The 13,276-nt window shown below is 69.4% G+C and carries 14 protein-coding genes; 6 read left to right on the forward strand and 8 right to left on the reverse strand.

Going from position 1 to position 13,276, the window contains the following annotated elements:
• Positions 1–39: 39 nt before the first annotated feature.
• Positions 40–507 carry an RDD family protein gene (locus K4L06_RS07760; RefSeq protein ID WP_221670851.1) on the forward strand — a complete coding sequence of 156 codons (468 nt, stop codon included), beginning with the start codon at positions 40–42 and terminating at the stop codon, positions 505–507.
• Between the two features lie 34 nt (positions 508–541).
• Here K4L06_RS07760 and K4L06_RS07765 read toward each other — a convergent pair whose 3' ends face one another.
• The 5 genes from K4L06_RS07765 to K4L06_RS07785 all read right to left on the reverse strand — a co-directional run bounded on the left by K4L06_RS07765 (position 542) and on the right by K4L06_RS07785 (position 3,730).
• Positions 542–1,402 carry an META and DUF4377 domain-containing protein gene (locus K4L06_RS07765; protein WP_221670852.1) on the reverse strand — a complete coding sequence of 287 codons (861 nt, stop codon included), beginning with the start codon at positions 1,400–1,402 and terminating at the stop codon, positions 542–544.
• Between the two features lie 103 nt (positions 1,403–1,505).
• Positions 1,506–1,700: a hypothetical protein gene (locus K4L06_RS07770; protein WP_221670853.1), complete on the reverse strand. Its 195-nt coding sequence runs from the start codon at positions 1,698–1,700 to the stop codon at positions 1,506–1,508.
• Positions 1,701–1,739: 39 nt separating this feature from the next.
• On the reverse strand, positions 1,740–2,156 hold the full coding sequence (locus tag K4L06_RS07775) for an META domain-containing protein (protein WP_221670854.1): 417 nt from the start codon (positions 2,154–2,156) through the stop codon (positions 1,740–1,742).
• 238 nt (positions 2,157–2,394) lie between these two features.
• Positions 2,395–2,904, reverse strand: a complete 510-nt coding sequence (locus tag K4L06_RS07780; RefSeq protein WP_221670855.1) for a DUF2750 domain-containing protein — start codon at positions 2,902–2,904, stop codon at positions 2,395–2,397.
• 19 nt (positions 2,905–2,923) lie between these two features.
• Entirely contained in the window at positions 2,924–3,730 is an 807-nt protein-coding gene (locus tag K4L06_RS07785; protein WP_221670856.1) for an undecaprenyl-diphosphate phosphatase, read from the reverse strand.
• A 303-nt stretch (positions 3,731–4,033) separates the two neighbouring features.
• Between K4L06_RS07785 and glnA the strand changes: the two genes are divergently transcribed.
• From glnA to K4L06_RS07805, 4 genes are all read left to right on the forward strand, one after another.
• The gene (gene glnA / locus K4L06_RS07790) at positions 4,034–5,443 is read left to right on the forward strand and encodes a type I glutamate--ammonia ligase (RefSeq protein WP_221670857.1); all 1,410 of its coding nucleotides are present in this window, start codon (positions 4,034–4,036) and stop codon (positions 5,441–5,443) included.
• 482 nt (positions 5,444–5,925) lie between these two features.
• Positions 5,926–6,738 carry a TorF family putative porin gene (locus tag K4L06_RS07795; protein WP_221670858.1) on the forward strand — a complete coding sequence of 271 codons (813 nt, stop codon included), beginning with the start codon at positions 5,926–5,928 and terminating at the stop codon, positions 6,736–6,738.
• 42 nt (positions 6,739–6,780) lie between these two features.
• The gene (locus K4L06_RS07800; protein ID WP_221670859.1) at positions 6,781–7,119 is read left to right on the forward strand and encodes a P-II family nitrogen regulator; all 339 of its coding nucleotides are present in this window, start codon (positions 6,781–6,783) and stop codon (positions 7,117–7,119) included.
• 108 nt (positions 7,120–7,227) lie between these two features.
• Entirely contained in the window at positions 7,228–8,526 is a 1,299-nt protein-coding gene (locus tag K4L06_RS07805; protein WP_305068583.1) for an ammonium transporter, read from the forward strand.
• A 42-nt stretch (positions 8,527–8,568) separates the two neighbouring features.
• On the opposite strand, the gene K4L06_RS07810 is transcribed toward K4L06_RS07805, so the two are convergent.
• The 3 genes from K4L06_RS07810 to K4L06_RS07820 are packed head-to-tail and all read right to left on the reverse strand — an operon-like array spanning position 8,569 to position 11,138.
• Positions 8,569–9,864: a caspase family protein gene (locus K4L06_RS07810; RefSeq protein WP_221670860.1), complete on the reverse strand. Its 1,296-nt coding sequence runs from the start codon at positions 9,862–9,864 to the stop codon at positions 8,569–8,571.
• A gap of 9 nt (positions 9,865–9,873) precedes the next feature.
• Positions 9,874–10,557, reverse strand: a complete 684-nt coding sequence (locus K4L06_RS07815) for a M23 family metallopeptidase (protein WP_221670861.1) — start codon at positions 10,555–10,557, stop codon at positions 9,874–9,876.
• Positions 10,554–11,138, reverse strand: coding sequence for a hypothetical protein (locus K4L06_RS07820; protein ID WP_221670862.1), 585 nt, complete (start codon positions 11,136–11,138; stop codon positions 10,554–10,556). The genes K4L06_RS07815 and K4L06_RS07820 overlap by 4 nt, the downstream gene beginning before the upstream one ends.
• 550 nt (positions 11,139–11,688) lie before the next feature.
• Between K4L06_RS07820 and K4L06_RS07825 the strand changes: the two genes are divergently transcribed.
• Positions 11,689–13,056, forward strand: coding sequence for a S8 family peptidase (locus K4L06_RS07825; protein ID WP_221670863.1), 1,368 nt, complete (start codon positions 11,689–11,691; stop codon positions 13,054–13,056).
• Positions 13,057–13,276 lie beyond the last annotated feature (220 nt).

Here is a 13,276-nt window from a genome sequence, read left to right on the forward strand (position 1 = left end):
TAGAGTCGGCGCCGTCGATCCGATGGAGCGGTGCAGCGCATGGAAGAGCAACCCAACCCCTACCACGCGCCGCAGGCGGCGGTGGCCGTGCCGGAACGGGTCGGCGCCCTGGCCGATGCCAGCCGCAGCCGGCGCCTGGCCAATCACGTGATCGATACCTTGGCGATGTTGGCGATGATGTTCGCCGGCACCCTGGCGTATGCGTTGATCGCCGGCGATGCCGCGGTCGAGGCGCTTGAGCAGCCGAACCTGGCGCGCGACATCGGCTTCAACATCGTGCTGATGCTGGTCTACTACGTGCCGCTGGAAGGCATGTTCGGCGCGACCCTGGGCAAGCTGGTCACCGGTACCCGGGTGGTCGACGACCGAGGCTGGCCGCCGAGCTGGGGCCAGGTGCTGGGCCGCACCGCATGCCGGCTGATTCCGTTCGAGCCGCTGTCGGTCCTGATCTCCGGGCGCGGCTGGCACGACCGCCTGCCGCGCACCCGGGTGGTGCGGACGCGCTGAGCGCGCCCGCAACCGGCCGCTCGGCCGGCGCCGCTCAGCGCTTGGGCGCGACCAGCTCGCTCTCGACCACCATGTCGAGCACGTAAGCCACCGACGAGGCGTCGGCCGGCGGGTTCTTGATGTCGAACTTCTTCACCCGCACCACGTTGCGCACGCCGGGCTCGTGGGTGTAGCCCTCGATCTCCTGGTACAGGAACTGCCATTCGCCTTCCGGCTTCAGCGCCACGCCGTTGGCGTCGTACTTGCGCTCGCGCACCCACAGGCACTGATGGTTGGGGATCAGCGGATGCGGGCAGGTGCGGCGCTGGGCGTCGACTTCGAAGAACGCGGTCGCGCCCGGGCCGCCGTAGCGGGTTTCCGCGGTCGCTTCGCCGCTGAGTTCGAGCTTGGCGCCCGAGGCGGTGGTCAGCAGCAGGCGCGGCTGCGGCGCTTCGCCCTGGATCGCGTACTGGGCGCTGCCTTCCAACTGCTTGGCGATCTCGCTGTCCATCTGCATCAGGCGCTGGTCCTGGCAGGCCATCAGCGTGGTCTGGAAGGACTTGATCTCGAGCTTGTCGCCGGCGAGCGCATACGCGGCGCCGGCGCGGTTGCAGCCGCCGGACACGCCGACGCGGCCGTCGCGGAAACTCAGTTGCAGGCCGTACTTGCCTTCGCGTTGCAGCAGCGCGATCGGCTTGCCGGCGGCGTCGCTGGCGCGCTCCAGGTTCCAGACGTAGGCGGGCAGCTCGATCGCGGACGCGGCCGGCGCCGGGTCGGACTTGGCCGCATCCAGTGCGGCGCTCTCGGGCTTGGCGCCGGCGTCGGCGCCGTCGTGGTTGGTCGAGGGCGCAGCGCAGGCGGCGAGCAGAACGCTGGACAGCGCGGCGGCGAGGAGCAGGGGGCGTTGGATATTCATGGGGCGCAATGATCCGGGTTGAGCTGCGAAGATCGGATCAACGGCCCCGCGCGCGCAGTGGGGTTGGGCGCGTTCAGCCGCGGGTTTGGTTCGCTTGCGCCGCTCAGGGCTGCGCGGGTGCGGCGACCGTGTCGCCCTGCGCTGCGACTTGAGCCAGCGGTGCGGCATCGGCGATCTCTTCGACCCGATACACGCCCAGCGAGCAGGCCTGTCCGCTCAGGCTCGGGTAATGGCGCGTTTGCAGCACTTGGCGCCGGCCGGGCTGGGGACGCGGGCCATCGAAGACGTGCAGCGGCAAATCGAACCATTCCGGTGCCGGCTGCGGCCTGTCGTCGCTTCAGCGATCCGGCACCGTCTTCAATACCGCTGCGTCGACCAGTTCCATGCGCGAGCCGTCGTCGGCGATCGCATGCAGCGTCCACACGCGCCGCTGCCAATCGATGGAAATGCGCGTATCGAGCAGCGGCTGGGCGAAGAAGGCGCGCTCGGCCGCCATGTCGCGCCGACAGCCGGCGGTGGTTTCCACCGTATCGAGCCGGCGGTCGCGCAGCAGCCGGCCGCCTTCGACCCGGTAAGCGCCGCTGACGGTGTTGCACACGCCGATCAATTCGTAGCTGCCGTTGCGGAAGCGGGCGCGCAGATCGCGCCCGAGCTTGAGGTTCAATGCGGCCACCGGCTTGCCGTGGGCGTCGCGGGCCCATACCGGTCGCCAGTCGACCGACTGCAGCCGCTCGGCCAGGCGGGCGTCCGGCATGGCGGCTACAGACCGCGCAGCGGCAGGCTGGGTAGCGACAGGCTGGGTAGCGACAGGCTGGGTAGCGGCCGGCGGCTTTCCCGCCGCCTCGGCCGCTGCGGCCGTCGCCGTCGCGCCGGCGAGCGAAAGCGCCAAGATCAACCGATGCATGAGGACCTTCCTGGTCGGAGGCCGCGAACCGCGCCGGCCGGAGCTGCGATCTTAGCGGCGCGCCGGCGACAAAGCCGGGAGCCGGCGCTCAGTCCTTGGGCTGGGCGAACTTCTGCGCCAGCGCGCGCCGCGCCTGCTCCAGGTCGATGCCTTCGGCGGCGCTGTCGCCGGCCTCGTCCGCCTCGCCGTCGCCGGCCTGGTCGGCGAGCAAGGCATCCAGGTGGGCCAACACCTGCGCCGGCGCGACCGCCGCGCATTGCCGCTGCGCATTCGGGAACACGCCGACCAGCAGGCCGTCCTGGTCCAGCGCCGGCACGGCGCGCTCGCGCCAGGCGGCCAGTTCGCGCGAGGCCGGCGCGTAGTCCCGGAGCTTGGCCGCCGAGGCCAGGCTGGCCTGCGCGGTCTCGGCCGAGGGCCATACCGGCAGCAGTTCCTGGCCGTCTTCGTCGAACAGGGTGAGCACGTAGTCGCCGGACACCGCGACCCACAGCCGGCCCTCGCGCGCGACCGCGTCCAGCCAGGCCGCGTAGCGTTCCGGCGCCGACAGTTCCAGGTAATCGAGCAGGCGTTGCGGATCGGATTCGTCGAGGTCGTGCATGGCGGGCTCCGGAAGGCGATCAGCTGCCCGACGGCATCAGCAGCAACAGCGCCGCGCCGAACACGAAGCGGTAGATCGCGAAAGCGGTGAAACGATGGGTCTGGATATAGCGCAACAGCCACTTCACCGCGATGAAGGCGGTCACCGCCGAGGCGACGAAGGCCACCCCGAGCGCGTTCCAGTCCTCGTTCGCGGCCGCCGGCGTGCCGAGCACGTCGAGCAGTTCGTAGCCGGTGGCGGCGAACATGGTCGGGATGCCGACCAGGAAGGTGAACTCGGTCGCCGCGGCGCGGCTGGTGGTGCCGGCGAGCAGGGCGATGAAGATGGTCGCGCCCGAGCGCGAGGTGCCGGGGAACACGCCGGCGATCACCTGGGCGATGCCGACCAGGATCGCCACGGTCCAGGTGATCGCGCTGCGCTCGCCGAGCGCGGCGGCGCGCTTGGCGGCGAAATGCTCGGCCGCGATCATCCACACCCCGCCCAGCACCAGCGCCCAGGCGATCGGCAGGACCTGGTCGGGCAACTGGAAGCCGGCCTTCTTGACCGCGATGCCGAGCACCGCGGTGACGCCGAACGCGGCGCCGAGCTTGAACAGGTAGTCGCGGTTCTCGCGCCGGGAGAAGCCGGTGGCCAGTTCCCACAGCCGCTTCCAGTAGATCACCACCACCGCCAGGATCGCGCCGGCCTGGATCGAGATGTTGAACAGGTCCGAGCGGTGGCCGAGCCAGTGCTGGGCGATCAGCAGGTGACCGGTGCTGGAAATCGGCAGGAATTCGGTGATGCCTTCGATGATGCCCAGGATCAGGGCGGCTAACAGGTCGGTCATTTCGGGGCTTGGGGGGAATGGGGATCGGGAATGGGGAATAGGGAATCGGATGGAGCGCGCGGCCGGGGGCGCCGCGGCGGGCCAGGATAGCGGAAAGCTTGATGTTCCAAGATGGTGCAAATGGCCGAAATCGCGCACCAAGTTGGGTCGATTGATCGATCTGTCTAACAGGTTGTGCTTTTAAATCAGAGGTTTGCGCAGGATAAAAAGTTGGCATGCCGCTTGCTATCTCTCAGGCAGGCGGCCCCAATGCCCTTGCTTCGCACCATTCTCCATTCCCGACTCCCCATTCCCGGATCAGCCATGTCCCTCGAACACGTCGAAAAGCTCATCAAGGACCACAAGGTCGAATTCGTCGATCTGCGCTTCACCGACATGCGTGGCGTGCAGCACCACGTGACCTTCCCGAAGTCGATCGTCGAGCCGGCGCTGTTCGAGGACGGCAAGATGTTCGACGGCTCCTCGATCAGCGGCTGGAAGGGCATCAACGAGTCCGACATGATCCTGCTGCCGGATTCGACCACCGCGTTCCTGGATCCGTTCACCGCCGATCCGACCCTGGTCCTGACCTGCGACATCCTCGACCCGGCCACCATGCAGGCCTACTCGCGCGATCCGCGCGGCGTGGCCAAGCGCGCCGAGGCCTACCTGAAGTCCAGCGGCATCGCCGACCAGGCCTTCTTCGGTCCGGAACCGGAATTCTTCATCTTCGACTCGGTGCGTTACGCCAACGAGATGGGCCACACCTTCTTCCACATCGACTCGGAAGAGGCGCACTGGAATTCGGCGCGCGAATACGAAGGCGGCAACAGCGGCTACCGTCCGGGCATCAAGGGCGGCTACTTCCCGGTCGCTCCGCTGGACTCGCTGCACGACATCCGCGCCGAGATGTGCAAGACCCTGGAGCAGGTCGGCATCGAAGTCGAAGTGCACCACCACGAAGTGGCCAACGCCGGCCAGTGCGAAATCGGCACCAAGTTCAACTCGCTGGTCGCCAAGGCCGACGAGCTGCTGACGATGAAGTACATCATCAAGAACGTCGCCCACCGCAACGGCAAGACCGCGACCTTCATGCCCAAGCCGATCGTCGGCGACAACGGCAGCGGCATGCACGTGCACCAGTCCTTCGCCAAGGGCGGGGTCAACCTGTTCTCCGGCGACGGCTACGGCGGCCTGTCGCAGATGGCGCTGTGGTACATCGGCGGCGTGTTCAAGCACGCGCGCGCGATCAACGCCTTCACCAACTCGGGCACCAACAGCTACAAGCGCCTGGTGCCGGGCTACGAAGCGCCGGTGATGCTGGCCTACTCGGCCCGCAACCGTTCGGCGAGCTGCCGCATTCCGTACGTGGCCAACCCGAAGGCGCGCCGCATCGAGATGCGCTTCCCCGACCCGATCCAGTCCGGCTACCTGACCTTCGCCGCGCTGATGATGGCCGGCCTGGACGGCATCAAGAACCAGATCGACCCGGGCGCGCCCAGCGACAAGGACCTGTACGACCTGCCGCCGGAAGAGGAGAAGGGCATCCCGACCGTGTGCCACTCGCTCGACCAGGCCCTGGAAGCGCTGGACAAGGACCGCGACTTCCTCAAGGCCGGCGGCGTGTTCACCGACGACTTCATCGACGGCTACATCGCGCTGAAGATGCAGGAAGTCACCAAGTTCCGCGCGGCGACCCACCCGCTTGAGTACCAGATGTACTACACGATCTAAGTCACGAAGCCTCCGCCATGAACGCCTTCGCCCCGCCACCGCCCGCTGCCCGACTGCGCCGCCCCGCTGCGGCGCGGCGCGAGGCGATGCGGCGGTGCGCGGCGGAGCGCGCGGCGAGATGAAACGGCACACGGCCCGGGGCTAACGCTCCGGGCCGTGTCGCTTTCAGGGAACGAATTCCAAGCCGGGCGGCGCCACCCGCCCACCCCCGCCCGACGACGGCCCGCGGCCGCCGTCGCGGGAGCGGCTTGGCCGAAGAAATCCATGGCAAACGCGGCAAAGCGGCACCGGGCGGCACCGATACGAGACCGAAGAGTCCGGCGGCGCCAAGGCAAGCAGGCACGGCGACACAGGAGGAAGGACATCGCAGCGAGGCGGACCGCAGAGTCCGTCGCGCCACCGCCGCCGCATCCCGCGCACGGGACCGGCGCACCGCAGCAATGACCGGGGAGGGGCCACCGCTTATGAGGAGTGCCTGTGTCATGTCACGTATCACGATCGCCAGCACCGAACATCGTCCCACCCGTCGTGCCCGCACGGCGCGCGCGCACGCGCTCGCCCTGGCCGCGACGGCCGCCTTCGCCGCGCTGCTCGCGGCGCCCGCCCACGCCGGCGTAACCGGCTCGATCGCCCTGACCAGCGACTACCTGTTCCGCGGCGTATCGCAGACCGACCAGGATCCGGCCCTGCAGGGCGGCATCGAGTACGCCCACGACAGCGGCTTCTACGCCGGCGCCTGGGGCAGCAACGTCAGCTGGCTGTCCGACACGGTGGTGGTCGGCGACGACATCTCCAACAGCCTGGAGCTCGACGCCTATCTGGGCTATCGCGGCAAGGCCGGCGAGATCGTCTCCTACGACGTCGGCGTGCTGACCTACTACTACCCGGGCGACTACCCCTCCGGCTTCAACAGCCCCAACACCACCGAGATCTACCTCGGCGGCACGGTGGCGCCCTCGGACACGGTCTCGGTCGGGCTGAAGTACTCCTATGCCGTCACCGACCTGTTCGGCTACGCCGACTCCGACGGCTCGTCCTACCTCGACGCCAACCTCAACTGGACCTTCCAGCCCGGCTGGACGCTCAACCTGCACGGCGGCAAGCAGTGGATCGAGCACAACCAGGACTTCGAGTACGTCGACTGGAAGCTCGGCGTGACCAAGAGCTTCGACCACGGTTTCTCGGTCGCCGTCGCCTACAGCGGCACCGACGCCGAAGAGGCGCTGTACACCAACGCGCACGGCCATTTCCTCGCCGACGACGCCTTCGCCCTGACCCTGACCAAGGCGTTCTGACGCCTTGCGCCCCATCGTTCAAGACCTCCACGGAGCTGCGAGATGAAACTGATCACTGCGATCATCCGCCCGTTCAAGCTCGACGAAGTGCGCGAAGCGCTGACCGAAGTCGGCGTATCGGGCATCACCGTCACCGAAGTCAAAGGCTTCGGCCGGCAGAAGGGCCACACCGAGCTGTATCGCGGCGCCGAATACGTCGTCGATTTCCTGCCCAAGCTCAAGGTCGAGTGCGCGGTGCCCGACAGCCTGCTCGACGCCGCGCTGGAAGCGATCCAGAACGCCGCGCGCACCGGCAAGGTCGGCGACGGCAAGATCATCGTCCTGCCGGTCGAGGCGACGGTGCGGATCCGCACCGGCGAACTCGACGACGACGCTCTCTGACCCCTCACGCGAGATACGACCATGAAGTACACGACGATCGAATCCCGCTCGCGCGAGCGGTCCCCCCATGCCTCGGCCCGCGCCTGGGCCCCGGCCGCGGCGCCGGCGTTGGCGCTGCTCGCCGCCGGCGCCGCGCGCGCCCAGGACGCGGCCGCCGCGGCCGCGCCGACGGTCGATAAGGGCGATGTGGCCTGGATGCTGACCTCGACCCTGCTGGTGCTGCTGATGACGGTGCCGGGCCTGGCCCTGTTCTACGGCGGCCTGGTGCGCTCCAAGAACGTGCTGTCGGTGCTGATGCAGGTGCTGGCGGTGTTCTCGCTGATCGTGCTGCTGTGGGTCAGCTACGGCTACTCGCTGGCCTTCGCCGGCGGCAACGCCTGGATCGGCAGCTTCGACAAGCTGTTCCTCAAGGGCATCGACAAGACCTCGCTGGCGGCGACCTTCAGCGCCGGCGTGGCGTTGCCGGAATACGTGTTCGTGGCGTTCCAGTCGACCTTCGCCGGCATCACCGGCGCGCTGATCGTCGGCGCCTTCGCCGAACGGATCAAGTTCTCCGCGGTGCTGCTGTTCGCGGCGATCTGGTTCACCTTCGCCTATCTGCCGATCGCGCACATGGTCTGGTACGGGCCGGACGGCTTCCTGTTCGCCAAGGGCGCGATCGACTTCGCCGGCGGCACGGTGGTGCACATCAACGCCGGCATCGCCGGTCTGGTCGGCGCCTACTTCGTCGGCAAGCGGGTCGGCTACGGGCGCGAGGCGATCAAGCCGCACAACGTCGCCTACACCATGATCGGCGCTTCGCTGCTGTGGGTGGGCTGGTTCGGCTTCAACGCCGGCTCCAACCTGGAAGCGAACGCCGGCGCGGCCCTGGCCTTCCTCAACACCTTGCTCGCCACCGCCGCCGCGGCGCTGGCCTGGAGTCTGGTCGAGGCGGTGATCAAGGGCAAGCCGTCGATGCTCGGCGGCGCTTCTGGCGTGGTTGCCGGGCTGGTCGCGGTGACCCCGGCCTGCGGCACGGTCGGGCCGTTCGGCGCGATCGCGATCGGCGCGATCGCCGGCGCGGCCTGCGTGTGGGGCGTGCACGGCCTCAAGCGCCTGCTGCGCGCCGACGACGCGCTCGACGTGTTCGGCGTGCACGGCCTGGGCGGGATCATCGGCGCCCTGCTCACCGGCGTGTTCAGCGCGCCAGCGCTGGGCGGCTTCGGCCTCGGCGCCGGCAACGACAGCATCCTCGAGCAGGTCGGCGTGCAGGCGCTCAGCGTCGGCATCACCGTGGTCTGGTCGGGCCTGGTGTCGGTGTTCGCCTTCGTCCTGGTCAAGGCCGTCACCGGCCTGCGTGTGGCCGAAGAGGCCGAGCGCGAGGGCCTGGACATCACCAGCCACGGCGAATCGGCGTACGAGAGCTGATCGCGCGGCGCGCCGGTCCGGCTTCGCGCCGGGCCGGCGCGCTCAGTCGGTGGGGCAGGCGCGCAAGGCTTCGACCTGCTCGCGGCTGAGCCGGTCGGCGCCGTTCGCGCGCAGGCCGGGGCCGCCCAGCCAGGTGGTGGTCAGCACTTCCAACTGCAGCGGCTTGCGCCGGTAATCGCGGAACGGAAGGATCGCCTGCAGGGCGACGCCGTGGTCGAGCAAGGCCAAGGCCAGGGTGCGGATCGCCGCGCCCGGCGTGTCCGGCCCGCAGGCGATGGCGTTGGTGTGCAGGCGCTCGGGCAATTGGGCGCGGGTCTTGCGGTAGGGAATGCCGCTGCGGCTGAGCGCATCGTGGATCGTCGGGCCGTCGGCGATCTTCTGGTAATAGACCACGTCGATGCCGCGGAACACCGCCATCTCGGCGCGGTCGGGTTCGCCGAGCAAACGCGCCTGCGCGCCGCGGGTGCCGTCGCCGGCCGGCGCGCGCGCGCGGATCGGCGCCGTGGCCTGCATGCCGCTGGGCTTGAACAGCACGTCGCCCTGCTGGAATTCCTTCAGCGTCGAGGAGCCGTATTGCGGCGTCTGCCGGCCGAGCCGGGTGATCTCGGCCTTGAGCCAGTAACCCAGTTCGTTGCCGGTGACGATGCCGTCGGGGTAGGTGTCGGCGGCGCCGGCGATGCCCTCGATGAACTTGACCGCGAAATCGCTGCGCGCCGGCACTTGGTCGCTGGCGCTGCCGGAACTGATGAACTGGCGCACCGCCTTGTCGGCGTTGTTGAGGAACAGCTCGCCCGGCCGCAGGTTGGCGCGGGTCAGGAACACCGCGCCGGAGAAGCAGCTGTCGAACACCATCATCACGTGCTTGGCCGACGACTGCTTGGACCAGTTGGAGATGTCCTCCAGGCTGACCATGTGATCGAGAAAGCCGGGCTCGCCTTCCAGCGGATTGTCGACCGGCAGGACGAAGCCGGTGAAACGGCGGTCGGTATGGCCGTGCGCGGCGACGAACAGCAGCAGACGGGTGTCGCGTGGCACCGGTTGGTAGAGGAAGGCGCGGATGCGCTGGCCGAGTTCGGCGCCGCCCAGGTCGGCGACCAGATCGACCTGGTCGAAGCCTTGCTGCAACAGCGCGTCGCGCAGGTTGCTGGTTTCTTCCGGCACGGTTTCCAGCGCCGACCAGGGGCGGTAGCGCGACTGGCCGATCACCAGCGCGCGGCTATGGCCGTAGACGGTGACCTCGCCGGTGGTCGAGGCCACGGTCAACTCGCCGGCCTGCGCCGGCGCGGCCGCCAGCAGCAGCGCCAGCCAGCCCGACCGCAGCAGCGCGCGCGCGTTCACGGCCGCGTCTCAGGGCCGTCCGGCCAACAGCCGTTCGTAGGCGGCGCGCAGGCTGCTGTACGGCGGCACGAACAGCACCTGGCCGCGGCCGCCGACGCGCACGCTGTCCTTGATGTCGAAGTGCAGGTGGATGGTGGTCGCGGCGCCGCCGAAGTCGTTGGACACCTTGCCGATGCGCGCGCCGCGCGCGACCGCGTCGCCGCGGCGCACCGCCAGGTCGCCCATTTCCAGATGCAGATAGCGGTAGACGGTGCCGGCCGGGGTTTGCAGGCTGACGCTGTACTTGCCGATCTGGACGATCTTGCCGGCCTCGGCCGCGACCGCCCAATGCTGGCCGGCCTTGCAGGTGGCCGGGCGGATGTCCTGGCCCTGATGGCCCTGGCCCGAGGGGCACAGCGGCATGCCCCAACTGCGCGACTCGCAGAAGTTGTCGCGCCAGGGATAGCTGTAGTTGGCGCGGTCGCATTGCCCGCCGGCCGGCCCCTTGCTGCCGCCCTTGCGCCACACTTGCGAGTTCAGGAACGCCGGCGCCTTCTCGATCGGAAAGCGGATGTCGCGCAGGTAGACGTTGCCGTCGGCGACCCCGCGGCCGGAGCCGGCTTCGAGTTGGCCGGGCGGCGAAAACGCCGGCTCGTCCTGGGCCCACGCGGCCGCGCTGGCCAGCCAGGCGGCGAGGATCAGCCATCGTTTCATCGTGCCCGCCCTCCGACCGCGACCAGGCTCTCGGCGATCTTGCGCAGGAATTCGTCCTTGCGGCAGCGCGCGTCGTCGAGTTCGTCGCAGGCCAGCCGCAACACGTACGACGCGCCGTAGCGCAGGAAGCTCAGGTCGGCGCCGTACTCGTAACTCTCGAACACGTAGGCCGGCGCGTCGCTGGCCAGCAGCCCGGCGATCGGCGCGTCTTCGGCCACCGCCAGCGCCGAGGCCGCGCCCAGCACCACCAGGTCGGCGCCGTCGAGCGGATAGTCCGCGGCGTAGGCGCGGCCCTGCTCGATCAGCGACGGCGCCGCGCGCACCGAGTCCTGGTCCGGCACCAGCACCGGCAGGGCGATGCGGTCCAGGGTCTGCTGCAGGGCCGGCGCGGAGCGCAACTGGGCGACGGTGGCGCGGTCGCCGCTGTCGGCGCCGGGACCGTCGGCGGCGCGGATGTCGGCCTGCGCCTGCGGCCAGTCGATCTTCGCCTCGACCCGCTCGGCGGCGCCGGCCGGCGCCAGCGCCGACACGGCCAGCCCCAGCACCGGCAAAAACAGCATCAGCCATCGCGGTTCGGCCATGAAACGCACTCCGGTTCGGGCGGGCGAGCGCTCGCGCCGCGCTTCGGCGACGCGCGCGCGGGGACACATCGCGTGGAACGGGCCTTGGGCCGGCACGTGAATCCGGCCGCGCACCGCCGCGCTGGCGCGGCGTGCGCGATCCCTGGCTCCGCCATGCCGCCGAGGCGTCGTCGATGCCGACGCCTGTGACGGCTCTTCCAAAATCAACGCAAGTCCGGCGCCGGCCCGGACATCGGCGCGCCCACCCCACTCTCGGTTGTGGCGTGGGCGCGCGCCGGATTGCGGCGCTTGCGCACGCGGCCAATCCGGCGTTGGGCGTTATCGCAATTCCCATGCCAAGCCACGGAACCGATGTGACGAATAGTCGTTTAGTCGTTGTCGAATAAATATTCCTGCCTAGGCTGCCTAGCCCGGATGCATAGCGCTGCATCCGCCACGACGTCCGGACGCAATCGCGGAAGGCAGCCGTATCCCCATCGTCGATCGCGAGAGAACCAGGACGGTTCGCCGCATTCCTGCGGCCAAACGAAACCTCACGGGAGTTTCGCCAATGTCTCAGCAATCCAAGCGCAATCTCCGCCGCCACGCGCTGGCGGCCGCCACCCTCGCCATCGTCGCCGCGCCCGGCTTCGCCGCCGAACGCGTCAACCTGAGCAGCCTCGATCCGGATCGTCCGGTCGAGGGCTTCATCGTCGCCTACAAGTCCGGCTCGCCGGGCAAGGCCGCCGACTTCCAGCATCGCCTCGATCGCGCCGTCGGCGCGCTCGGCAAGAAGAGCCTGAGCATCAAGCACGCGCGCTCGGTATCGACCGGCGCCGAACTGGTCGAAACCAGCCGTCCGCTCGACGTCGCCGAAGCGACCACGCTGATGCAGCACATCGCCGCCGACCCGAACGTCGAATACGTCGAGCCGAACTCGATCTTCCATCCGGCGCTGACGCCGAACGACACCAGCTATCCCTCGCAGTGGGGCCTGCACGGCACCTGGGGCATCCGCGCCAACACCGGCTGGGACAACGGCTATCAGGGCCAGGGCGAAATCATCGCTGTGCTCGACACCGGCATCACCAACCATCCCGACCTGGTCGCCAACCTGACCTCGCCGCGCGGCTACGACTTCATCACCAACGCCACCACCGCCAACGACGGCGGCGGCCGCGACAGCGACCCCAGCGATCCGGGCGACTGGTGCTCGCCGAACCCGTCCAGCTGGCACGGCACCCACGTCACCGGCATCGCCGCGGCAGTCACCAACAACGCCACCGGCGTCGCCGGCACCGCGTTCCGCGCCAAGGTGCTGTCGGCGCGCGTGCTCGGCAAGTGCGGCGGCACCCTGGTCGACATCGCCGATGCGATCACCTGGGCCTCGGGCGGCACCGTCGCCGGCGTGCCGGCGGTGGGCGTCAACAAGGCCGGGGTGATCAACCTCAGCCTCGGCGGCGGCGGCGCTTGCAGCTCGACCTTCCAGAACGCGATCAACGGCGCGGTGTCGCGCGGCACCACGGTGGTGGTCGCGGCCGGCAACAGCAACGCCGACGCGCGCAACTTCCAGCCGGCCAGCTGCGCCAACGTCATCACCGTCGGCGCGACCACCTCCAACGGCGTGCGCGCCAGCTTCTCCAACCACGGTCCGGCGGTGGACGTCGCCGCGCCGGGCGCGAGCATCCTGTCGACCTTGAACAGCGGCGCCACCACTCCGGGCGCGGCCAGCTACGCCAACTACAGCGGCACCTCGATGGCGGCGCCGTTCGTCGCCGGCATCGTCGCGCTGATGCGCTCCAAGCCCGCGGCGGCGCCGTCGCCGGCCGGGATCGAGTCCATCATCAAGGCCAACATCACGCCGTTCCCGGTCGCGCAGGTGCCGACCATCGGTACCGGCATCGCCAATGCCGACGCGGCGACCGACGCCACGCCGTAAGCGATCGTCCGTTGCCACCGTTGCATCGCGAGCCCCGGCTGCGGCCGGGGTTCGCGCTTGCGCCCGCGCGCCTGCGCGACTCGCGCGGACGCATGATGCACTGCGCCATGCAGTGGTCGCGCCGGCACATCTACTGGCCGACGACGCACACTCGAAACCGATTCGACTTTGGTCGAACCCGAGCCGTCGGCGAGCGCGTCTGTAACCGCTTACGCCGAGC

It is taken from the genome of Lysobacter sp. BMK333-48F3, assembly GCF_019733395.1.
Classification (GTDB): Bacteria; Pseudomonadota; Gammaproteobacteria; order Xanthomonadales; family Xanthomonadaceae; genus Lysobacter.